The following is a 26,053-nucleotide window of genomic DNA, read 5'->3' on the forward strand; positions in this document are numbered from 1 at the left end:
TTATGAGGGAAGCGCGTACAACATATCGGGTTGTAACTGTTGAATCAGGCAAAGCCGTATACCTTGAGAAAAGGGATTGGTTTGTCTTTTTCTGTATATTGGAGTGATAAAGTGAAAATCGAGAAGGTGCTGAACAATAATGCTGTAGTTGCAATGAATGACGAACAGGAAGTTATTATCATTGGCCGGGGGATTGCTTATCAGAAGCGGGCGGGTGATATGGTTTCCGAGCAGCATATCGACAAGATATTTACTTTACAGAATGAAGATATTCAGGAAAACTTCAAGGCATTAATCTCAAGCATTCCTCTGGAATACATGAAAGTATCCGAGGAAATCATCGCTTACGCCAAGCTAAAACTTGGAAAGAAATTAAATGAGAGCATTTACTTACATCTCACAGACCATATTCACTTTGCCATTGAGCGGTATCGCAAGAATCTGCCCATACGCAACGGCTTAATCTGGGAGACAAAGCAGTTATACAAAGAGGAATATGAAGTCGGAATGGAAGCGCTCAATATGATCTGTGATCAGTTTGGTGTGATCTTGCCCGAGGACGAAGCCGGGTTTATGGCACTTCACTTTGTCAATGCAGCTTTGAATGAGGAAATGCCCAACATCAAGAGTATGACGCAGGTCATGCAGGAAATTTTGACAATCATCAAGTATCATTTCAAGATTGATTTTGATGAGAACTCACTGACATTTTATCGCTTTGTGACGCATTTGAAGTTTTTCGCCCAACGTTTGGTGAAGGGAAAACATTACAAGAGCAACAACGATGATGAACTGTTTCTGATGATTCAGAAAAAGTATCCAGCAGCGCACAAGTGCTCGGAGAAAATCAAGAAATTCATTGAAAGCAACTACACGTATCAACTAACTGACGAAGAAATGATGTACTTAACGATTCATATTGAGAGAGTTGTGAATGCAACTTCTGAATAATCCCATAGATCAGCTTGCAGGGTTGCAACCACTAGGGCAAAACCTGAACGCTTGAATGACAGAACATACCGTTAACCGGATGTTCCATACATTCAGATGTTCAGGTTTTTTTATTCTCTCCAATATGCTTCGAATCCGTGTCTAGCCAGAAAGGAAGAAAAGACTTCATGAAACACGAGCAATTAGCCAAAGATATTCTGTCTGGCGTTGGTGGTAAACAGAACATTAACAGCGTGGTGCACTGCGCGACCAGACTTCGTTTCAAATTAAAAAATGACAAAAATGCCAAAACAGACGAACTCAAAAATCTGCCTGGAGTCATAACGGTAATGCAAAGTGGTGGACAATACCAGGTCGTTGTGGGTAACGAAGTGTCTGATGTGTATAAAGCCTTGTTACAGGTGGGTAATATGAATGCGGATGAACCGGTCTCAAGTGATGAGTCAGAATCTTCCGGTAAAAAAGAGAGTCTTCTGGGTCAGTTTATCGACTTGATCTCGGGTGTATTTACACCAATTCTCGGCTTGCTAGCTGCAACAGGGATGATCAAAGGTTTCCTGTCCATGTTTACTTCTCTCGAATGGTTGGACCCGGCTTCAGGCACATATCAATTGTTGAATGCTGCTGGTGACTGTCTGTTCTACTTCTTCCCAATCTTCCTGGGTTACACAGCAATGAAAAAATTCGGTGGATCTCCATTCCTCGGGATGGCCATCGGAGCATCACTTGTATATCCGACCTTATCCGGTCTTAGTGGTGGGGAACCGCTTTATACGCTGTTTACAGGAACATTATTTGAATCACCGGTTCATATCACGTTCCTGGGTATTCCCGTTATCTTGATGAGTTATTCCTCATCCGTCATTCCGATTATTATTGCTGCTTATTTTGGAGCAAAGGTAGAAGCATTCTTCAAAAAGATCATTCCTTCTGTTGTGAGAACGTTCCTCACGCCATTCTTTACAATTCTGATTGTTGTACCTGTAACATTCCTCTTGATTGGTCCAATCGCAACATGGGCAAGTCAGCTGATTGGTGCCGGGGTATCGGGCATTTATGACTTGAGTCCGTTAGTAACCGGTATTGTTGTTGGTGGATTGTGGCAAGTATTGGTGATCTTCGGGTTACACTGGGGTATCGTACCCATCATGTTGCTGAATCTGTCCACTCTGAAAGCAGATCCGATTCTGGCGATGATGTTTGCTGCTTCTTTTGCTCAGATTGGTGCCGTTCTTGGCGTTATGCTTAAAACGAAAAATACCAAACTCAAATCACTAGGGGTTCCTGCCTTTGTGTCCGGGATTTTTGGCGTAACTGAGCCTGCTATCTATGGTCTTACTTTGCCACTGAAAAAACCATTTATTATGAGTTGTATTTCTTCTGCAGTAGCTGGTGGTATTATTGGATTCGCAGGTTCCAAAATGTTTGTATTTGCATCAGGCATCTTTGGTGTTCCAGCGCTTATTAGTCCGACAGCAGGGATTAACTATGAATTCTGGATGGCTATGATTGCCACAGTTATTGCTTTTGTACTAAGCTTTGTTCTCGTTTATTTTGTAGGATTCAAAGATCCTGCTAATCCGGAGGCTGCCAAACAGGCTCCAGAGCCAGTAAAAGAAGAGAAGGCTGCACTTGAGCCAAATCCAAACAATCGTTACGAAATTGCCAGCCCAATGACGGGTGAGGTGGTTCCTTTGCAAGAAATTAACGATGCTACATTTGCTGGTGAACATATGGGTAAAGGGATTGCTATTCGTCCAACCAGTGGGAGAGTTGTATCTCCGATTAATGGTGTGGTACAGACGATTTACCGTACCAAACATGCAATCGGACTTGTAGATGATCAAGGTGTAGAGATTCTGATCCATATCGGTCAGGATACGGTACAGCTCAAAGGTCAACATTTCACTGCACATGTGAAAGACGGAGATCGTGTGAGTGTCGGTGATCTGATCGTTGAATTTGATATTCAAGCTATTATTGAGGCGGGATATGAGACCGTAACACCGATTATTGTGACCAATACGGCAGATTATTTGGACGTGGTTGCTACAACGAATCGGGAAGTGCAAGAAAAGGATAAATTGGTTACTGTTATTGGTTAATTCTGCTTCAGTGCGTATTTATAAATGTGGATATTATGCTAAAAAGGGACGCTTTCGATGCTTTCGAAAGCGTCTCTTTTTAGTATTTTCGGTCACTTAAATGCATTTATGAATTTAATAAAAATAAGTGTTGCAAACGTAGTTCAGATGTACTATGATGAGTTCAAGAAGTAAGCGCATACATCAATCGGGTTGTAACTGTTCAATCAGGCAATGCCGACCATCCTCAGTTCAGAGGGTATGGAATTCAACTTACTTTCGTTATCCAAATAATTAAATACCAATGTGTACAGCCTTACAGGGTTGCAACCGTTAAGGGCAAAACCTGAATTGCTGAATAACACGACTGATTTCCGGACGATCCGGTATGTTGTGTATGTTCAGTGGTTCAGGTTTTATTTGTTTCAAAAGTCATGAGGAGTCTACTTAGAGAGGGAGAATTACAATGAGCAACTACGATCAATTAGCTAAGGACATTCTGTCACGTGTAGGTGGTCGCGAGAACGTAAACAGTGTATTCCATTGTGTAACAAGACTGCGGTTTAAACTTAAAAATGAAAGCGTAGCCAAAACGGAAGAACTTAAAAATCTGCCAGGTGTTATTACCGTCATGCAAAGTGGTGGACAATATCAGGTCGTTATCGGCAATGAAGTGCCGGATGTATATAAAGCAGTGGTTAAAGCGGGGAATTTCCCAAGTGAAGGTCAATTTGAAGAGGAAGCAGACAACTCAGGCAAGAAAGTTGGATTGTTCAGTCGATTTATCGACATGATCTCCGGTGTGTTCACACCGTTACTCGGTTTGCTGGCTGCAACAGGTATGATCAAAGGTTTTACAGCCATGTTTTTATCCTTTGGATGGATTACGGAAACTTCTGGAACGTACCAACTGTTAAATGCAACGGGTGACTGTCTGTTCTACTTCTTCCCAATCTTCCTTGGTTATACGGCAATCAAGAAATTTGGCGGTTCACCGTTCCTGGGAATGGCGATAGGTGCTTCGTTAGTTTATCCTTCGCTGTCTGGTTTGACTGCTGGAGATCCATTGTACACCCTGTTTGCAGGTACGTTAATTGAATCACCGATTCACATTACGTTCCTGGGTATTCCAGTTATTCTTATGAGTTATTCAACATCGGTTATTCCAATCATTATTGCTACATTCTTCGCTGTTAAAATTGAAAGATTCTTTAAAAATATTATTCCTAAAGTTGTTAGCACGTTCCTTGTTCCATTCTTTACATTGCTCGTTATCGTTCCGGCAACGTTCATACTGATTGGTCCAGTATCCACTTGGGCAGGCCAGTTGATTGGTGCAGGAGCAACCGGCATCTACGATTTAAGTCCAGTGGTTACAGGTTTGCTTATCGGTGGATTGTGGCAAGTGTTTGTACTGTTTGGACTCCACTGGGGACTCGTGCCAGTCATGCTTCTTAACTTGAGTACTTCTGGGGCTGATCCGGTAATTGCCATGTCTTTTGCTGCCTCCTTTGCTCAAATCGGTGCTGTACTTGCCGTTATACTGAAAACCAAAAATACCAAATTGAAATCTTTAGGTATTCCGGCCTTCATCTCTGGGATCTTCGGTGTAACCGAGCCAGCTATCTACGGTCTGACACTTCCACTGAAAAAACCATTTATCATGAGCTGTATTGCTGGTGGTATCGGTGGTGGTATCTTGGGACTGGCCGGTTCGAAATTATACATCTTTGGTGGACTGGGAGTATTCGGATTCCCAAGTTTCATTAATAAAGCAACAGGTGTTGATTCTGGTTTCTATATGGCTCTGGTTGCATGTGGTATCGCATTTGTCCTTGGTTTTATTCTGACGTACGTGGTTGGGTTCAAAGACAAAGTGGAAGCTGCACCAGCTCCAGCACCTGTACTTGATCCAAATCCGAACAGCAGATACGAAATTGTAAGCCCAATGGCTGGTGAAGTTGTTGCATTGAACGAAATTAATGACATAACGTTTGCAGGAGAGCATATGGGTAAAGGGATTGCAATTCGTCCAACCAGTGGCAGAGTGGTGTCTCCGATCACAGGTGTCGTTCAAACCGTATATCGTACCAAACACGCTATTGGTCTTGTAAGCGATGATGGTGTAGAGATGCTGATCCATATTGGACAAGATACGGTAAAGCTGAAAGGTCAACATTTTACAACTCATGTGAAAGATGGAGACCGTGTTAACGCAGGTGACCTGATTGTTGAGTTTGATCTGCAAGCGATTAAGGATGCAGGATATGAGACAGTTACACCGATCATTGTCACTAATACTTCAAGTTATCTGGACGTTGTAGGAACAAAAGAGGCATCCGTTCATGAGAAAGATAAATTGATCACGGTATTAAGCTAATTGGAATCACAGATGGTATAGGAGGAACGTCTCAATGAATGAAAAATTTACAGCCTTCCCGGAGAATTTTCTCTGGGGAGGAGCAACCGCAGCGAATCAATTGGAAGGTGCTTATCTGGAAGGTGGCAAAGGTTTAACAACAGTAGATCTGATTCCGATTGGTGCCAATCGATGGAATATTGCTCTGGGTAACCTGGATTCGTATGAGCCAAAAGCAGGGGAATTTTATCCTTCACATGAAGCCATCGACTTCTATCATCGATATAAGGAAGATATTGCGTTATTTGCAGAAATGGGATTTAAGTGCCTCAGGCTTTCCATAGCCTGGGCACGGATTTTCCCTAATGGCGATGAAGCGGAGCCAAACGAAGCAGGCTTGCAATTTTATGATGATGTCTTTGATGAGTTATTGAAATACAATATTGAACCTGTCGTGACGATCTGCCATTTCGATGTACCTGTACATCTGGTCAAGACTTACGGCGGTTGGAAGAATCGCAAAATGGTCGATTTTTTTGAGAAATATGCGACGACATTGTTCAATCGATACAAGAATAAAGTGAAATACTGGATGACGTTTAATGAAATCAATATGTTGCTGCATCTCCCGTACATTGGAGCGGGTATTGTTCTGCAGGAAGGTGAAAACAAAGATCAGGTCCTATATCAGGCAGCACATCATGAATTGGTAGCGAGTGCACTTGCTGTTAAGGCTTGTCATGATATCATTCCTGGTGCACAGATTGGTTGTATGTTGGCCGCTGGAATGGTGTATCCATACAGCTCTAATCCGGATGATGTATGGAAAGCCATGGAGAAAGATCGTGAATCGTTCTTTTTCATCGACGTGCAGTCGAAGGGAGCATATCCGGGTTATACAAAAAGATTTTTCAGAGAAAATGACATTCAGATTGACATGCAACCGGAAGATGCAGATATATTGATGCAGAACACGGTCGACTATATCGGTTTTAGCTACTATGCAAGCCGGTGTACAAGTACGGACCCTGAGATTTTGAAAGATTCGACAGAAGGCAATGTATTTGGTTCGGTGAAGAATCCATATCTTCAAGCATCTGAGTGGGGATGGACCATTGATCCTAAGGGGCTTCGAATTACGCTTAATCAACTGCATGACCGCTATGGCAAACCGTTGTTTATCGTAGAAAATGGACTTGGGGCAACCGATGTGTTGTTAGACAATGACTCCGTTGAAGATGACTATCGCATCGAATATTTGAATAGTCATTTTGCCGAGATGGCTGAAGCGATTCAAGACGGTGTAGAGCTCATAGGTTACACAAGCTGGGGACCGATTGACCTGGTCAGTGCGGGTACCGGAGAGATGAAGAAACGTTATGGCTATATCTATGTAGACCGAAATAATGATGGTACGGGCACACTTCGCAGAGTGAAAAAGAAGAGTTTTCACTGGTACAAAGATGTCATTGCGAGTAATGGCGCACAATATTTCTGATACAAGGTGATTGGCGCTATAGAATAAACAAAGAGCAGTCTCGTTATTACGGGATTGCTCTTTGTTTATGAGGGGATGAATTTGACCCTTGATGCGGCTTTCAGATATAATAAAGAAATGAAGAGAATCTTGTCACTTAAGAAGGGAGGAGCATCCGCTCATGAAGAAAAAATCACTTGCGTTTATATCTTCGGGATATGGATACTCCACTGCTGTCTTTTTCTAGAATCTATTCCAAGGGTGAAGTCTGCCCAAAATCGGAAGAAAACTAGGAAATAACGCAGAAAAATCTTAAGAATGATGAGGTAATCCAAATGAATATTGACAAAATCACCAGAAAAAATCCAGAAAATATGCCAGCTCCTGTAGGTCAGTACACGCATATTACAAGAATCCCGAGGAATGCAGAATTATTTGTGACTTCGGGTCAAATTGGAGCAGATCATAATGGACTCTTTCCAGAGAGTCTGAATGAGCAAGTCACTAATACATTTAATAATATTAAAACAGTGCTCGAATCTGAGCGCTTAGATGCTGAACATATTATCAAAGTGAACGTATGGGCAACCGAGGAAATCGATTGGGATTTCTTATATGCCGAGTGGGGACAATTATTTAGTACGGATTATCCTGCAATGACGATTGGATATATTACGGCATTAGGTCTACCAGAGATTAAAATTGAAATAGAGCTTTGGGCAGCAAAAGTGTAACATCGAATACTTTCTAACCAAACGAAGGAGCATCTCACTTACAGATGCCCCTTCGTTTTTTTATTTGTGTAAAAATGGAAAGGATATGCCATGTGTGCAATCATGAGCGATAGTAGGTGTATTATGGCACCTGCAAGCTCTGATAAGCATTCAGTCGACCATATGTCCAGTAGATCCCGGAGCCTGATACCGGATCAGAAGCGAAACACAGCGCATCCCGAATCTGAGCATTTGTTTTTCCTTGTGCAGCAAGAAGTGCAGCTACTCCAGCCACATGAGGGGCAGCCATGGACGTACCGCTAAGGTAGGCATAGGAACCACCCAGGTATGTGGATAGTATGGTATCACCCGGGGCAGCCATATCCACCCATGAACCATAGTTGGAGAAATTGGATTTGAGATCGGAGGGGTTGGTTGAAGCAACGGCAATCACGTTGGGATACGAGGCGGGTACGATTGGGAATGAAGTGTTGTCGTTACCGGCTGCAGCAATAATCACAGCTCCTCGATCCCAAGCATATTGTACGGCAGCTTGAAGGAAAGCGTCTCCCATCGGACCACCAAGGCTCAGGTTAACAACCTGTACACCGTTATTGGCAGCATAGACAAGCCCGTTACCGACATTACCTATCGTTCCTTGCCCGCTGTTATCCAGTACTCGGAGCGGAACGATGGATGCGAGTGGTGCAGCGCCTGCAATACCCACACCATTGTTGGTAACGGAGGCAGCGATCCCAGCTACATGGGTGCCGTGACCGTTCCCGTCCTCAGGGATGTTATCATAATCAACATAATCATAACCGGGAAGGAGCTTGGAGGCCAATTCTGGATGATTCAGCTGTACACCGGTATCAATAATGGCGATTTTGACAGAGCTGTTACTCTGAGTAATGTCCCATGCAGCGGGTGCATTGATTTTGGACAGGTTATACTGATAAGGAAAGAAAGGGTCATTAGGAGTGAAGGAAGCCTCAACGAGGTAATTCGGCTCTGCATGTTCAATAAACTCATGATCTTTGTAATGTTTCAGCATTCTGTGCATTTTTTTGCGGGATTCCATGCGGTACCATCCCAAATCTTCGTAGGTCTCAGCGACTTTACATCTCCCTTTTTTGTGCAAGGTGTGCATCTCATCCTCGGTTGTACCTTCCTTGAATTTGACTAAGAGCTGCTTGGGAGCGTGAGGGTGAAACTTGCTCTCGGCAAGTTGGTCCAGATAACGATACACGCACCCGATTACTAGCAAAACGAAAGCAAAAACACCTAACCATAACCACATGAGCGCTTCTCCTCCAATATGGATTGTGACACGCCTTATCGTATGCGAACTCTATCAGACTGCGCGGGCACTCTTGCAATTTGGTTAGTAGTGCAGATAGATTGATAGGACGGGATAAATTCGGTAAGATGAGATGAAGAGAGCCGATCTTAGCATGAACAAGATTCAAGGAGGCCAAGAAGTAGCTCCTAATACAGAGGATAAGGAATGTGGATTTATTGACACAACTTCAGAGTATACCGACAGTCACACCAGTTCAGGCACACCAGATTCATGATGCCATTGATTTTGCCATGCGTGTACGCAGAGAAGTGTTTCCAATGATGGATCATACGAAATTGCCTGTGGACTTCGAGCAGTTCAGAGAACATTATCTGGACTCCAACGATGCGATCTTTCTTGTTGCAATGATGGGGGATGCGGGCATCGTTGGTTCTATTGGGATTTTGCCATATGATGGGCGAATTGAAGCCGTGGAAGGACGATATGAAGCTCAGTCTGCAGCCGAAATAGTAAAATGTTATGTAGATCCCGCGTATCGCAGATACGGCATTGGTTCGATGATGTTAAAGGAACTGGAGAATGTGGTGAAGGATATGCACTATACGACGCTGTATTTGCATACACATCGCTTCTTGCCAGGAGCCGTAGATTTCTGGAAACGCCAAGGGTTTACGGTTATTGCTGAGCAGGATGATGACTGGCAAACCGTACATATGGACAAGTTCGCACGTAAGTGACCATTGGAATTTATTGAAGGAAAATGACATTGTGATGGTAATGGGGGAGAAGTATACGCGGATTCTTTTGCCGGATTTTTGGAGAAGTTGATCGATCAGCGAACACCACGGAATAGGTAATTTTGTATAAGGAAAATGCCTGTCGGCACTCGCTCGGTTAGACATAGACAACATACATGATGGGGGCTAAGCAGATGAACGAAACGAAGCGGAAAATTGTTTTTATTGATATTGATGGCACATTGGTTGACGATGATGGAAGTATTCCGTTGTCAGCACAGAAGGCTTGCAAACAGGCTCGTGAGAATGGGCATCTGCTCTATTTATGTACAGGCCGATCCAAAGCAGAAATTTATGATTCCATCTGGGATGTCGGATTCGATGGTCTGATTGGTGCAGGTGGGGGTTATGTGGAGTTTGGCAAGGACGTGTTATATCACAAAAGGGTAACAGCGGAAGATGTTCGACATATGGTCGATTTTTTCAATGAAAACGGCATTGACTTCTACCTTGAATCCAATTCGGCATTGTATGCGAGTAGCAATCTTCAACCTCACCTGGAACGCCGCATCTATGGTGATGTGGAGAATGACCCTGTAGCCAGAGAGAAGAAGGAGCTGAAACCGCACCCGTTTATTGCCGGATTAACGTATGGAGAGGCCGACCTGTATAAGGATGATGTGAACAAAGTATGTTTCTTGGAGAGCTCAGCCATCCCGTTTGAGCGGATCAAGCAAGAGTTTGAAGGGAAATTCGAAGTCATTCAGTGCACTGTGCCGATCTTTGGTGAAGGAAGTGGTGAACTGATGATCCCTGGCATTCACAAAGCGATTGCGATCGCCGATTTGTTGGAGCATCTGGGCATGTCCCAAGAAGATACATTCGCCATTGGTGATGGCATGAATGATGCCGAGATGTTGGAATTTTGTAACGTCGGAATTGCCATGGGTAATGCAAAGCCTGGACTGAAAGCCATTGCAGATGATATTACTGGAACAGTAGAGGAAGATGGATTGTATCATAGTTTTGTGAAGTATGGATTGATCACTTGTTAAAGAAAACAAGGTGAGAGATAAAAACGGGTAATACGTATATCCTTTGTCCCAAACCTTATTTAAGACCCTGCATATATTATTGCAGGGTCTTTATTTTGGTTTAAACAGATCAATTTATATTTTTACAAAAGGGTTCTAATCAAACCATAACATCTAAGTGAAGGAGAGAATCGAAATGGCCATTCTATCAACCGGACCTATTGAGAATAATGCCGTCAGTGATGTACGGCCAACACAACAAGTTACCGTTAAAATTGATAACAGGAATTCTCTGGATGAATCCGTTGTTTTGATACAAGGGTATAATTTGACCGCTACGAGGACTTTATATGTCAGCGAGCAGATTTCACTTGCTCCGGATCAGGTAGTGACAAGAACTTATTTTGCCAATCTTGATGCGTTTGAATTTGTCTTTACAGTTGAAGGTGTAGCTATGGAGCAGACGGAGATTTCCGTGTGGGGCAAAAATGAAACTGGTCAGCTAGTTGCCGCACATCGATTAGTCTCTTCTGAACTTGAAATGGAGGGAGATAACACACCAGTCAACCGCATTTATGTTGCGAATTTTAATAGTAACGATGTCTCCGTCATTAATGGCGAAACCAATACGGTGATTGCTACGATTCCTGTGGGAACGAATCCTGCAGGGATTGATGTTAATCCATTAACGAGTCGTATTTATGTCTCAAACAGAGGCAGCAATACCATTTCCGTCATTAATAGTGTAACCAACGCAGTGATTACTTCTGTTCCGGTTGGGAGTGAGCCAAGTGACGTAGGGGTCAATACATCGACCAATGCTATTTATACAGCAAATTTTAATTCATTGGACACAACTGAAGATGTAACCGTTATTGATGGATTGACCAACACGGTAATTGATGCTATCACTATTCCTGGACTCAATTTTTTAACGGGTATAGGAGTCAATTCCTTAACTAACCTAATCTATGCAGCTAATTTTAATTCTGATACGGTGTCTGTGATTGATGGAGTAACGAATACGGTGATTGCTACGGTACCTGTTCAGGTCAATCCATTTCGTGTAGGTGTTAATCCAGCCACAAACCGTATTTATGTATCGAATTTAACCAGTAATACGGTTTCCGTTATTGATGGTGTGACGAATACCGTAATTGATACCATTCCGGTCGGCGTTACACCAGCTGAAGTAGCGGTTAATACCTCCACAAACGCCATTTACGTCCCAAATCGAGATACGGATAATGTTTCAGTAATTAGTGGATTAACCAATACGGTGATTGCTACTGTTCCTGTCGGAATTAATCCAAACGGAGCGGGCGCCAATCCGTTAACCAATCTAGTTTATATAAGCAATCAAGATGACAATACCATTTCTGTGATCGATGGCGAAACGAATACGGTGATTGCTACCATTCCGGTGGGGGCACGTCCGTTCGCAGTAGGTGTAAATCCGTAGAAAGGTGAGGGCTTCGGATGAAAGAAGTTATAACGGCTTCAGACTTAATGGAGCAGCTGATCAACATGAACAAAGAAAATTCTGTATGTCAAGTTAGGATTCCAGGTAAGGGGCTGTATGTAATTGTATTACAGGACGACTATTCAACTGTACTATCTTCAGATCAGATGTTGAGTGATAAAGAGAACGAAGTGAGCGAAAAAATCGGATCTGAAATAAAGAGGAATCCGTTTCTCTGAGGATAAGGAGAATCGTGAGTCTTGAATGATCAGATCAGAAAGGAACAGGCATCTCTTCAATGGAGGTGTCTATTTGCATAGTACTCAGACTACAGACAAGATCCAGTAAAGAACAACACTAAATGTTCCAACACAGAGGACAACAAGGAGCCCAAATAGAATGACGAATTTTTTTCCATTCATAGAAATAGATGACCCTCCTTTTGACTTTATTATTGCATAACTCCTAATGAAAGTTTATTATAAATTTTGAAAACAAGGAATTTATTGGTTTTAAGTTGTCGGAGTGCATGAAATATAAAGTTGATACTGGAGGATGCTGGATGAGTAATGTAGCTCTGTTGTTTCCTGGACAAGGTTCTCAGGTGGTTGGGATGGGTAGAGACTTTTGGAATAACTTCGATGTAGCTAAAAAGCTATTTGAAGAAGCCAGTGATGCTATTTCTTTCGATTTAAGAAAACTTTGTTTTGAAGGCAGTCTGAATGATTTGACAATGACGATGAACGCGCAGCCTGCACTTTTGACTGTAAGTGTCATTGCTTATCAAGTTTATATGCAAGAAATAGGGATGGGAGCCACTTATTTGGCTGGGCATAGTTTGGGAGAATATTCGGCTCTGGTATGCGCTGGTGTTCTATCTTTTCGTGACGCTATTAAACTTGTGAGACAACGAGGGATCATTATGCACAATGCAGACCCGCATCAGCAAGGGACCATGGTGGCCATTTCACACATTCAATTAGACACACTTCAAAACATATGCGAAGAAGTTTCAACAAAAAAACACCCTGCCTGTGTGGCTTGTATGAACGCTGACCAACAGTTTGTCATTTCGGGACATCGGCACTCTATACAAGAAATTATTAAAAGGACAGAATCCCTGGGAACGAAACATTCTTATATCAATGTAAGTGGTCCCTATCATTCTCCCATGATGCAAACCGCAGCAGAACAATTCAAAGTTGAATTGGATCGATATCAATATGCCCATGCAAAATACCCGATTATTTCAAATGTTACAGCAGCACCCTATGAGTGTGATCGATCTGTAGTGGATTACTTAAACATGCAGATGACGATGCCTGTAAGATGGTCAGAGTCTATGCTTTATCTGGTTGAAAATGGGGTTACTGAAGTTATAGAGTTGGGTTCTAAACATGTGTTAGTTAGTCTTATGAGTAAAATAACGAAGCGTACTGTACCTTATTCCCTTGGTCAGCCTTCCGATTTACTAATGGTTACAAATACACAAGAAAGGAAAAATAAGCGGTTAACGATTCGTAAAAAGTTGTTATCAGAACTAATGGTAACCGCACTCATTTCACGGAATTATAACCAAGATTCGATATCATATACCCAAACGGTTGAGCCGTTATTTCATCAATTACAACGGGTAAAGGAACAAATACACAAGAATGGATACAAACTCAGCGAAGAAGAGATAAATGATGCTCTACAGGTATGTCATTCGATTCTTACAGCGAAACAAATTTCAATAGATGAAACTGCGTTAATTAATGCAATCTAGTACGTTTTGTTTGCTCACAAGACCTCTAGAACATTCCAGGCTATCTCATTATGAGGTGGTCTGTTTGTCGTTGGATACGCTCTGAAGTTGTTGAATATTCAGACGTTTTGTCATCAATATGTAAAAAAATGAGCTATTCAATCTCTATATTTTACCATATAGTAACAATAAATTGATTGATTTTACATATATTTCTATGGTAAAATTTTGCTTGAAATATGTGTAAATAATTAGATAAGCATAATAGAGAAGATATATTTGGAGGAGAGATATGTATACTAACCAGTTTCAAACATTAGTGGATGTGATCCGAGACAGAGGTAAAATAATGGACCGCGGTATTCGTTTTATCGATGCGGACAAACGTGAAACTTTTATATCTTATCATCAATTATTTACTGAAGCACATGGGTATTTAGGTTATCTACAAGCCATCGGAATTAAACCTAAACAAGAGATTATTTTTCAGATCCAAGAGAACAAACGCTTTTTAGTCGCATTCTGGGCTTGTTTACTAGGTGGAATGATCCCCGTACCTGTAAGTATTGGTGAAGATGAAGAACAAAACTTGAAGGTATGCCGTATATGGGAATTGCTAAATAACCCCTTCATGATTGCATCTGAAAAGGTACTGGATAAACTGAGAAAGTTCGCTTTAGAACATAAATTACTGGATTTGCATCATCAACTAGAGTCTAGAACGGAAATGATACAAGACCACGTATATGATTATAAATCTGTAAAATATGATGAGCCTAAGCCAGATGACTTGGCATTTATTCAATTTTCTTCCGGATCAACCGGCGACCCCAAGGGCGTTATGTTGACCCATCGAAACCTCATTTATAATGCTTGTGCTGCTATTAATGGCACACAAATTAGTTCAGACGATAGTTTTCTCTCCTGGATGCCCCTTACCCATGATATGGGTTTGATTGGATTTCATCTTGTACCCCTCGTGGCCGGAATTCATCAGTACTTGCTCCCAACGGAATTATTTATTCGCAAACCGATTCTATGGATGAAAAAAGTAAATGAACACAAAGCAACCATACTGTCTTCTCCTAACTTTGGTTATAAATACTTCCTGAATTTCTTTCGCGAAGACAAAGCGGAGGGATGGGATCTGTCATCTGTCAGAGTCATCTATAATGGGGCGGAACCTATATTACCCGAAGTGTGTGATGAATTCCTAAATGTATTGTCAGCATATCACTTAAAGAAAACAGCCATGTTTACCGTATATGGATTAGCAGAGGCCTCTGTTGCCGTTTCCTTTCCCAAGGTAGAAGAAGAATTTACTGCGGTGTACGTTCACCGGGAACATCTGAACTTAGGGGAGCGTGTCATCGAAGTCGAGAAACATGCTGAACATGTGGCATCATTTGTTGCCGTTGGCGAGGCAGTTGATTATTGCCATGTTAGAATTTGCGATGAGGAAATGAACAGTGTTCCCGATTTGGTTATTGGAAAAATTCAAATCAAGGGGGATAACGTCACCCAAGGTTATTATAATAATTCACTAGCAACGGAGAAGTTATTAACGCGCGACGGATGGGTGAATACGGGCGATCTGGGTTTCATCATGAACGGAAAACTGGTTGTAACAGGGCGGGAAAAAGACATTATCTTTATCAATGGTAAAAATGTATATCCCCATGACATTGAACGTGTTGCCATACAATTACATGATATTGAACTCGGAAGAGTTGCTGCTTGTGGTGTGTATGATTCGAATAGTCAAAGTGAAGAAATTATTGTGTTTGTTGTGTACAAAAAAAAGATCGAACACTTCCTGCCTCTTGTTAAAGAAATCAAAAGACACCTATATAAACAGGGAGGATGGAGTGTCAAAGAGGTACTGCCCATCAAAAAATTACCCAAAACAACAAGTGGGAAAATCCAGCGGTATCAGTTAGCCAAGCAGTATGAAGCAGGCAAATTCTCAAGAGAATCTGCATTCATTCATGACTGGATCAAGAATGACAATGACAATGACAAGGCAAAAGAAAAGGCTGCTGTTTCGGTTCGAGTCATAGAACGTGAATTGAGTTCACTATTTTCTGAAGTGCTGGTTGGGAAAAAGGTTGAACTTGAGGATAGCTATTTTGATATAGGGGCAACTTCATTACAGCTGGCCCAAATCGCTGAACGTATAGAACAAAAATACGGAGAAGAACTTGCTGTTACGGACCTCTTTACCTATCCCTCGATAACTGAATTGGCAGCATATCTGGCTAGAGGTTACAGCGAGACCATGCAAGTCAACAAAACTCAAGAGGATCATACGCCATCCAAAGATATTGCTATTATCGGTATGTCTTTGAATCTCCCTGGTGCATCAAATGCAGGCGATTTTTGGCGTGTTTTGGAAAATGGAACGCATAACATTCGGGACTACCCTGAAAGTCGGATAAAAGACGCAGCGGATTATATACAATCCATGCAAAGTGAAATGAGCGAAATTCAATGGATCAAGGGTGGTTACTTGGATCAAATTGATCAATTCGATTATTCTTTCTTTGGCATAACCCCAAAAACTGCACAATTTATGGACCCGAATCAAAGGATGTTCTTGCAAACGGCATGGCATACGATTGAAGATGCTGGCTATGCAGGGGAAGGAATTAATGGAAGAAATGTGGGCGTCTACGTGGGGTATTCCAAAGTTGGATATGATTACGAACGGCTCGTTACGGCGAGTTACCCCGCAGAACTCAAAAATTATATCATTGGAAATTTACCATCTGTACTTGCGAGCAGAATTGCATATTTCTTGAATTTAAAAGGCCCGGCCTTAACGATTGATACCGCTTGTTCCTCCTCACTTGTTGCTGTTCACATGGCATGTAAAGGATTGCTCGCTGGAGACTGTGAAATGGCAATCGCAGGAGGCATTCGAACAGCATTATTACCGATTAGTATCGGACTGGATATGGAATCTCCAGATGCATTGACGAGAACGTTTAGCGAAGATGCCAACGGCACGGGATTTGGTGAAGGTGTTGGGTCGGTCATGTTGAAGCCAATGCAGCAAGCGATTAAGGACGGGGATCATATCTATGGTGTGATTAAGGGAAGTGCGATTAATCAGGATGGCAAGACGGTAGGAATCACAGCACCTAACCCGGAGTCACAGACCAATGTGATCGAACAGGCATGGAAAGAAGCCGGCATTTCTCCTGATACGCTTAACTTTATTGAAGCACATGGAACAGGGACAAAATTAGGTGATCCGGTTGAGTTCAATGCTTTGCGTAAAGCTTTTGAGAAATATACGGATCGGAAACAATTTTGTGCAATCGGATCTGCCAAAGCTAACATTGGACATGGCTTTGAAGCGGCGGGGATCGCTGGATTAATTAAATCTATTCTTATGTTTCAACATAGAAAGATTCCACCATTGGTTCACTTTGACAAGCCTAATCCCCTGCTTAAGTTTGAAGCTTCACCTTTTTATGTGAATCAGGAATTAATGGCTTTTGGTGAAGAAGAGGGCCCATTACGATGCGGGGTTAGTTCTTTTGGTTTTAGTGGTACCAATGCGCATGTGGTCCTCGAAGAATATGTTCCCTCCCAAACAGTAGATAAAAGGATGTCCCAAGAGCCTAATCTATTTGTTCTGTCTGCTGCCACGGAACGGGCGCTGGATGAATTGGTCAGAACGTATCATGAATATCTAACCGATCACACGAATGTTTCCATTCAACAAATCTGTTATACAGCCAGTACGGGAAGGGCTAATCTGGATTATCGGCTTGCCATCGTAGTCACGAGTACACAAGAATTACATGAAAAATTGAAACGAATTGCAAGCGGAGAGGGTAAACTGCCAAATGTTTATTTTGGTTATGCCAAAAAAGACAAAACGCTTGTTAGCGATCATCTCTATGCTCGGGGAAAGGCAGAATCTTTAAATGAACTCGGTCAGTTATTTACACAGGGGGCAGTGATAGATTGGGAAAAATTTTATAACCATGAAGTCATTTCGAAAATTCCATTGCCGTTATACCCTTTTGAACAGAAACGGTGTTGGATTGAAGTTAAACAGCCGATACCAGCGGAGCATAGGTCTGGGAGGAGTGAGGTTCAAATGGAGATGGATACAAACGATATTGAATTAAAGATTAAAACAAGCATCAGTCGTGCATCTGGTTTGAAGTTGGAAGAGCTGGATCATCAAGCTCATTTTCTCCAAATGGGATTGGATTCCATCATTCTTGTGCAAATTCAGAAGGAGATCTCAGAGCTGTTCCGTTTGGATATCCCGATGGAAATGTTTTTTGAAACCCTTACAAATATTAATTCCTTAGTTAAATATGTGTCAGAGAATATCAAGCATCATGATGTATCTAAAAACATAAACAATCAAACAGTTCAGGAGCATACTGAACAACGAAATCTGGCATCTGTGAACAATATAAATACGGCAAAATCATCAGGGAATGTGTCGGAGCAAATTGTGATGTCTGCCATTCAGCTCATGGAATCCCAATTAAAAAGTTTGAATGTGCTGTTAGGCGAGCAAATGAATGCTGTTCAATCCCCGCTTTTGGAAATGAAACATCATGAAACCAAACCAACCAAAGAGATCCAACCCAATTCGGATTCGAAGGAAGCCAAACCTTTTATACCCTATCAATCGTTGAAAATTCATGAAGAGAGCGGATTATCACCGCTTCAGAACCAGTATGTTGAACAATTTATAGCCAAGTATACCGCAAGAACCAAAGGCTCCAAATTAAAAACAGGCCAAACACGTTTGGTTCATGCGAATAATCGCAATGTATCCGGATTTCGCTCGTATTGGAAGGAAATGGTGTATCCCATCATTTCAACGCGTGCAGAGGGAGCAAAGTTATGGGATATGGATGGGAATGAGTATTTGGATCTGACGATGGGATTTGGTGTAAATCTATTTGGCCATAATCCAGCGTTTATTCAAAATGTAATAGCAGACAGCCTCCAGGAACAATTGCCTCCATTGGGCCCTATGTCAGACTTGGCAGGAGATGTCGCAGCTAAAATTTCCGAGCTGACGGGTGTAGAGCGTGTCGCATTTTATAATTCAGGAACAGAAGCTGTCATGGTTGCACTTCGTTTAGCAAGGGCAGCAACGGGGCGTTCCAAAGTTGTATTATTTTCAGGATCTTACCACGGTACACATGACGGCGTGTTGGGTGTAGCGAATCCTGGGGATGCTTTATCGTCTGCGCTGCCTATGGCTCCTGGTATTGTAAATAGCGCTATGGAAGATTTGATTATTCTTAATTATAACCATCCGCAATCACTGGATATGATTCAGAACCTGGGTGATGAATTGGCTGCTGTGCTTGTAGAGCCGGTGCAAAGTCGAAGACCTGATCTGCAGCCTACACAATTCTTACGGGAACTTAGAGAGATCACGAAACAGTTTGGCATTGCACTTATTTTCGATGAGGTCATCACTGGATTCAGAATTGGATTGGGTGGAGCGCAGGATTGGTTTGGCGTTCAAGCAGATTTGGTTACGTATGGGAAAGTGGTCGGTGGCGGGCTGCCTATTGGCATAGTCGCCGGTAAGGCTGAATTTATGAATCCGGTGGATGGTGGAACCTGGAACTTTGGTGATGATTCTTACCCTTCCGATGCAGATAAGAAAACGTTTGTCGGTGGAACCTTCTGTACACACCCTCTTACGATGAGAGTGATGTTAACGGTACTACAATATCTTCAATCTGAAGCAGAAACCTTATATAAGGAATTAAATGAAAAAACAGATTATCTTGTAAAAGAATTAAATGCGTTTTTCAAAACAGCGAATGTACCGATGCAAATGGTGAACTATGGATCTTTATTTCGATTTATATCATTTGGAGATATGGAATTATTCTTCTACCATTTAATTTATAAAGGTTTATACATTTGGGAAGGTCGTAACTGTTTTATATCGACTGTGCATTCCATGGGTGACATGGATACGATAATCAGAATCGTGAAAGAGACGATCCATGAACTACGCGAGTGGGGGTTTATCCCTGGTAAATCGCCTGTTTCGGAATATCCGCTCTCTTTAGAGCAAAAACAATTATTGTTAACTTCATTACATGGGGAAGATGCGAATGCTGCATTAAACCAGAGTGTTATTTTAAAAATGACAGGCGGAATAGAGCCTTCCACACTGGATCAGGCCGTGAATCAGATCGCACAGCGTCATGAAGCCCTAAGAACAGTCATTCATGCCGATCGTGAAACACAACAAATCAGATCCGTAATGGAATTTCAATGTACATGGTTGAATTTCTCAGCATATGCGGGTGAGGATCAAGAACGGGAAATTTCCAATTGGTTATCTGCCGATGCAAATGAAGCCTTCGATTTACAGTCTGGGGAACCTCTATTTAGAATCACCTTGCTTAAAAAGGCAGCCGATCAATACCTTATGGTGCTGATATTTCATCATATTGTTGTAGATGGCTGGTCGATTGCTGTATTCATTCAAGAGTTGGAACATACCTATTCTGCTCTTGTCCGAGGGGTTCCGGTTCAATTACCTGAAGCCACTCCATTCCGTGAGTATTTAAGCTGGCAACGACTTGAACATGAAAAAGGGTCATTTAACGAAGGAGTCCAGTTCTGGAAAGAACAATTTTCCTTATCCTATCCCAACATTACACTTCCAACGGTACAGTCCGGTGATGTGCCCAGGGGATATTCTGGTGAAAGGTATTCCATCAAGCTGGATCATCAATTAACGGAGTCTTTGCGAACGTTAAGTATCAATAATAAGAGCAGTTTGTTTGTAACGATGTTTGCAGCGTTTCATTTATATTTGCATCAACTAACAGGGCAGTCTCACCTTGTCATTGGCGTGCCTACAGCGGGTCAGTCTCACATGCGAAAAAATGCGCTGATTGGCAACTGTGTCAACATTGTACCTGTTCATCATGCCTTGTTAATGAAGCAGTCCGTTGTAGAGCATGTTCTTCAGCTCAAGGAAACGCTGGCTCTTGTCATGAAACATCAACATGTTCCATTGACTCTCGTATCCGAACAGCTTGCTCATATGACTGCACCGGATACACGGATTTTATTCAATATGGACAGAACCATTCATCATCTTCAATTTGAAAATATCGAGACTGAATTCATGTCGTATCCGATCAAACATATTTCTTACGATTTGTTTCTTAATATTACGGATGTTAGCCATGAATTGTACCTGGATTTTGATTACAATACCGATCTCATTGGACCTGAGATGATGAAATTGTGGTCCGAAGGATTTAAGGTTTTACTTCAAAGTATGGTGAGTCATCCAGAGGCTGAAATTTCGTCTTTGACGTTGTTCTCATCCGATCAACAGGACCAATTACAGGAAATGTATACTCGGTTTGTTATGGAGCGTCTTCCTCACGTTAATCATGCACCCATATTCGAGCTTCCAGTCAATGACGTGGAGAAAAAGCTGGCTTTGATCTGGGAGGACGTATTATCCCTCGATCAAGTGGGGAGACATGATCACTTTTTTGATCTCGGAGGAAACTCGCTCAAGGCGACAGTAATGCTATCCAAGGTTCATGAGCAGTTTCAACATAAAATTTCAATCGTTCAATTCTTCAATAATCAACGTCTGAAGGAGCTAGCGAGTCTGATTACAGGCGAGAACGAGGAAACATTCATTCCAATCAAGGCATTGGACGTGAAGGAGTTCTATGAGACGTCAGCTGCACAACAGCGAATCTACTTTCTGGATCAATTTGAGCCCAATAGTGTGTTTCAGAACATGTGCGGCCATATTACGGTCACAGGAAATATCGATGAAGCTAAATTGATTTCGTCATTGGAACAAATCGTGCACCGTCACGAAGCTTTTCGCACCAGTTTCCATCTGATGGATGGAGAGCTTTACCAGCGTATTGCTCCAACGATTGATTTTGAAGTGAAACGATCTCAGGAAAGCTCTGCTTCATTTGAACAACATGTTAAGGCGTTTGCCAAACCATTTGATTGCTCCAAAGCGCCATTAATACGTGCCGAATTCATTCGTTTAAACAATGATCATGCAGAGATTCTCATTGAGATGCATCATATTATATCGGACGGATATTCCGTTGGCATTCTTGCGAATGAACTGATCGATGAATATGACGGAAGAAACATGCCGGATATTGATATTGAATACAAAGACTTTGCAGCTTGGCAGAAAAAATTTCTGGCGGGGGAGTCTTATAAGCAGCAAGAAAAATATTGGCTAGATCAATTCAAAGGAGAACTCCCGAACCTTAATCTGCCTACTGATTTTGTTCGGAAACCTCATTTGACTTCGGCAGGTTCAAGATTGTCATTTGTGTTGGACGCACACTTGAAGCAGTCGCTGGAGAAACTTGCGAAACAAACGGAAACTACGATGTTTATGGTGTTATTGGCAGCGTATAATGTGCTGCTTCATCATTATACGGCTCAAGAAGACATGATTGTAGGTACGCCAACATCAGGAAGAAACCATCCGGATGTCGAGAATATGATAGGTGTCTTTATCCAGACGGTAGCGATTCGATCACAGCCGGTGGGGAATAAGTCGTTTCGATCCTATCTCGAGGAAATAAAAAAACAATCTCTGGATGCATTGGATAACCAGGACTATCTTTTTGACAATCTTGTAGAGAAATTAAACACACATCGTGATACCACTGGGACAGCACTTTTTAATACAATGTATATCTTCTTAAATACCGCGTTGAATCAACGGCAAGAACAGGATTGCAGCTTTAAAGTTAGAGAATTAAATGTCGGTGTATCGTTATATGATCTGATGTTCATCGTTGAGGATGATAACGAGAGTCTGGAAATGCATTTTAATTACAAGACGGAGCTGTTTGAACGGGACACCATCGACAGGATGAAAACACATCTGTTCAACATCCTTAGAGACATTGTGATTGAACCGGATGCTACCCTGTCCGATATTCAAATGCTGTCTGAACATGAGCAGCACGTTCTTTTACATGAGTTTAATGATACCAACATAGCGTATTCACGGAATCAGACCATTCAGGAGTTATTCGAAGCACAGGTGGAACGGACACCCGATCAATTAGCCGTCGCTTTTGGAGATGAGCAATGGACGTATCGTCAATTGAATGAACGGGCGAATCAGTTGGCATATACGCTTAGAGCTGAGGGAGTGCAGCAGGATCAATTTGTAGGTATTCTGACAGATCGTTCGATTGATATGATCGTTGGCATCTTTGGCATTCTAAAAGCAGGCGGGGCGTATGTACCGATTGATCCGGATTCTCCTGAAGAGCGAATCCGCTATATCCTGCATGATTCGGGGGCAACGTTGTTAGTTACGCAAACGCATTTGAAGCAGTTGGTATCGTTTAATGGAAAAATGATTGATTTGGACGATGAAGAAATCTATGCAGCTAATCTGTCGAATCTGGAACCGGCAGGGAATTCAGAGCAGTTGGCTTATGTGATCTATACTTCAGGCACAACAGGCATGCCAAAAGGTGTGATGATCGAACATCGTCAGGTTCATCACTTGGTTAAAGCGTTGTACAGTCACGTTATAGATGATCAGCATAGCGGGTTGCATGTCGCTTTACTTGCGCCTTACTATTTCGATGCATCTGTGAAGCAGATTTTTGGCGCACTGCTGTCAGGACATGCCTTGTTTATTGTAGACAAGGACACGGTACTGGATGGACAAGACTTAATGAATTATTATCAGCACCATCAAATTGATTTGACGGACGGAACACCTGCACACCTGAAATTGCTTTCGAAGGCAAAAAACGTTCAAGGCATATCGCTAAAATATATGCTCATTGGCGGTGAAGCTCTTTCTCAGCAAAGTGTAAATGGAATCACATCATTATTTGCTCTCAATCATATAACGCCTCCAACCATAATTAATGTGTACGGTCCAACAGAATGTTGTGTGGATGTTGCGACATACCATGTACTTCCAGAACACCTGGATACAGCGAATCAACGAGCTCACCTACCGATTGGGCGAACACTGGGGAATAATCGCCTGTATGTATTGAACAAACATGGCAAAGTTCAGCCTGTAGGCGTCGTAGGGGAATTATGTATCTCTGGCGATGGGGTAGGTAGAGGGTATTTGAATTTACCTGAGCTGACTGCGGAGAAATTTGTGCGTGATCCGTTTGTCCAGGGAGCGACAATGTACAAAACGGGAGATTTGGCGAAATGGCTTCCCGATGGAAATATTGAGTATTTGGGAAGAATGGATCACCAAATTAAAATTCGCGGATACCGGATCGAAGTAGGAGAAGTCGAAGCGGCACTGTTAGATCTAGAGTGTGTGAAAGAAGTTATCGTCATTGCACATGAGGATGATCACGGGGACAAATCATTATATGCATACGTTACAGCGGATTCCACGCTGACGGTGGGAGAGTTAAAACAAAGCCTCTCTAAAGTGTTGCCGAATTACATGGTACCAGCCTACTTTATACAATTGGATCACATGCCTCTGACATCGAACGGGAAAATCGATCGCAAATCGCTTCCGAGTCCAGAAGAAAACATACAAACGGGAAGTGAATATATAGAACCCCGAACTGGGGTGGAAAAACAGTTGCTGCCTATTTGGCAGGATGTGCTTGCTGTGAAAAAAATCAGTGTAAAAGACCATTTTTTTGATGTAGGAGGCAACTCGTTACGTGCGACCAAGCTGGCTGCCAAAATCAATCAAAAGCTGAATATCCACATCTCGGTAAGAAACGTCTTTGAATGGCAGACCATTGAACAGATGGCTCAATCTATTGAACAAATGGAACAGGATGTTTTAGTGTCCATTCCTCAAGTAGAGGAAAAAGAATATTATCCTATTTCTTCGGCGCAAATGAGAATGTACATTATGAGCATCAAAGCTGGCAAGGAACTCATGTACAACATGTCAGGTATGTTTATGTTGGAAGGATCGCTTGATCGGATCAGATTGGAAGAAGCATTCCAACAATTGATTCATCGTCATGAATCACTTCGGACTGGATTCAAAGTCATACATGGAGAACCGAAACAGATCGTATACCCTAAAGTGAACTTTGGAATTGAATTGATCGAGTCAACGGAAGCAGAGATCGAAGATCGAATTGAACAGTTTGTTCGCACATTTGATCTCGGGCAAGCACCTCTTATGAGGGTGGGACTTATTGAACTTCAGCAGGAGTGTCATGTATTGCTGGTAGATCTCCACCATATCATTGCAGACGGACTATCCGTGCATCTTCTGATGACTGAACTTAGCCAGTTCTATAAAGGAGAGGAGCTATCTCCTCTTCGAATTCAGTATAAGGACTATGCTGAATGGCAGCAAATGCAACTTCATAGTGAGCGGATGAAAAAGCAGGAGAAGTATTGGCTTACTATGTTTGGTGAGAGTATCCCGCTATTGGATCTGCCAACAGACTACGAAAGACCTGAAACGCTAAGCTATGCGGGAGATGTATTGGACATTGTTTTGCAGGAAGACATTCTTCCAGGCTTAAGGAACATGGAAGTACGGACAGGAACAACGCTATATATGATTCTATTAGCCGCCTATACGATTCTATTATCTAAATACAGCGGGCAAGAAGATATCATTGTAGGCACGCCGATTGCAGGCAGGACACATGCTGAGCTGGAGCCGGTCATGGGGATGTTCGTGAACACACTGGCTATTCGAAATTATCCTGCAGGGGATAAAACTTTTACGGAGTATCTGCTGGAAGTCAAAGAAAATATGTTGAACGCATATGAGAATCAGGATTATCCGTTTGAAGAATTGATTGAGAAAGTAAATGTAACCAAAGATGCTCGGAGGAATCCGTTGTTTGACACCATGTTTGTATTGCAAAATACAGATGCTTCAGAGATTCAGATGGATGGAGTAACCTGTGAGCCTTATGCTCCAAATACGAGAGTATCCAAATTCGATTTAACGTTGTATGTTACCGAATTGCAACACAAGTTAGAAGTGGCCTTTGAATACAGTACGATTTTATTTGAGAAAACAACGATTGAAGCGATGTCACAAAATCTGTTGGTCATATTAACAACCATTGCCAACGACCCTCATATTCAAATCAACAAGATTCAATTGGTTGAAGAATTAATAGATGGGGATACGCTGGCTGATCTAATTGAAGTAGATTTCTTCTAAGC

12 protein-coding genes are annotated in these 26,053 nt (G+C 42.1%); 11 read left to right on the plus strand and 1 reads right to left on the minus strand.

Annotation, left to right across the window (positions count from 1 at the left end):
- The first annotated feature begins 111 nt into the window (after positions 1–111).
- The 5 genes from licT to MKX68_RS23435 all read left to right on the plus strand — a co-directional run bounded on the left by licT (position 112) and on the right by MKX68_RS23435 (position 7,605).
- The gene (gene licT / locus MKX68_RS23415; protein ID WP_091034839.1) at positions 112–951 is read left to right on the plus strand and encodes a BglG family transcription antiterminator LicT; all 840 of its coding nucleotides are present in this window, start codon (positions 112–114) and stop codon (positions 949–951) included.
- Positions 952–1,118: 167 nt separating this feature from the next.
- A complete protein-coding gene (locus tag MKX68_RS23420) occupies positions 1,119–3,056 on the plus strand; it encodes a beta-glucoside-specific PTS transporter subunit IIABC (RefSeq protein WP_340914220.1) in 1,938 nt (645 codons plus the stop codon).
- A 445-nt stretch (positions 3,057–3,501) separates the two neighbouring features.
- A complete protein-coding gene (locus tag MKX68_RS23425; protein ID WP_338587352.1) occupies positions 3,502–5,415 on the plus strand; it encodes a beta-glucoside-specific PTS transporter subunit IIABC in 1,914 nt (637 codons plus the stop codon).
- 34 nt (positions 5,416–5,449) lie between these two features.
- Positions 5,450–6,892: a 6-phospho-beta-glucosidase gene (locus MKX68_RS23430; protein ID WP_338587350.1), complete on the plus strand. Its 1,443-nt coding sequence runs from the start codon at positions 5,450–5,452 to the stop codon at positions 6,890–6,892.
- Positions 6,893–7,206: 314 nt separating this feature from the next.
- The gene (locus MKX68_RS23435) at positions 7,207–7,605 is read left to right on the plus strand and encodes a RidA family protein (RefSeq protein ID WP_047843450.1); all 399 of its coding nucleotides are present in this window, start codon (positions 7,207–7,209) and stop codon (positions 7,603–7,605) included.
- Between the two features lie 121 nt (positions 7,606–7,726).
- Here MKX68_RS23435 and MKX68_RS23440 read toward each other — a convergent pair whose 3' ends face one another.
- Positions 7,727–8,884, minus strand: a complete 1,158-nt coding sequence (locus tag MKX68_RS23440; protein ID WP_340914221.1) for a S8 family peptidase — start codon at positions 8,882–8,884, stop codon at positions 7,727–7,729.
- 209 nt (positions 8,885–9,093) lie between these two features.
- Between MKX68_RS23440 and MKX68_RS23445 the strand changes: the two genes are divergently transcribed.
- The 6 genes from MKX68_RS23445 to MKX68_RS23470 all read left to right on the plus strand — a co-directional run bounded on the left by MKX68_RS23445 (position 9,094) and on the right by MKX68_RS23470 (position 26,051).
- A complete protein-coding gene (locus tag MKX68_RS23445) occupies positions 9,094–9,624 on the plus strand; it encodes a GNAT family N-acetyltransferase (RefSeq protein ID WP_340914222.1) in 531 nt (176 codons plus the stop codon).
- A gap of 194 nt (positions 9,625–9,818) precedes the next feature.
- Positions 9,819–10,679, plus strand: coding sequence for a Cof-type HAD-IIB family hydrolase (locus MKX68_RS23450; protein WP_091029203.1), 861 nt, complete (start codon positions 9,819–9,821; stop codon positions 10,677–10,679).
- A gap of 175 nt (positions 10,680–10,854) precedes the next feature.
- On the plus strand, positions 10,855–12,120 hold the full coding sequence (locus tag MKX68_RS23455) for a YncE family protein (RefSeq protein ID WP_340914223.1): 1,266 nt from the start codon (positions 10,855–10,857) through the stop codon (positions 12,118–12,120).
- A 17-nt stretch (positions 12,121–12,137) separates the two neighbouring features.
- A complete protein-coding gene (locus MKX68_RS23460; RefSeq protein ID WP_340914225.1) occupies positions 12,138–12,359 on the plus strand; it encodes a hypothetical protein in 222 nt (73 codons plus the stop codon).
- Between the two features lie 323 nt (positions 12,360–12,682).
- Positions 12,683–13,888: an ACP S-malonyltransferase gene (gene fabD / locus MKX68_RS23465; protein WP_340915484.1), complete on the plus strand. Its 1,206-nt coding sequence runs from the start codon at positions 12,683–12,685 to the stop codon at positions 13,886–13,888.
- A gap of 271 nt (positions 13,889–14,159) precedes the next feature.
- A complete protein-coding gene (locus MKX68_RS23470) occupies positions 14,160–26,051 on the plus strand; it encodes an amino acid adenylation domain-containing protein (RefSeq protein ID WP_340914226.1) in 11,892 nt (3,963 codons plus the stop codon).
- The last annotated feature ends 2 nt before the right edge of the window (positions 26,052–26,053 follow it).

The sequence above is a fragment of the Paenibacillus sp. FSL M8-0212 genome, from assembly GCF_038004645.1.
Lineage (GTDB): Bacteria > Bacillota > Bacilli > Paenibacillales > Paenibacillaceae > Paenibacillus.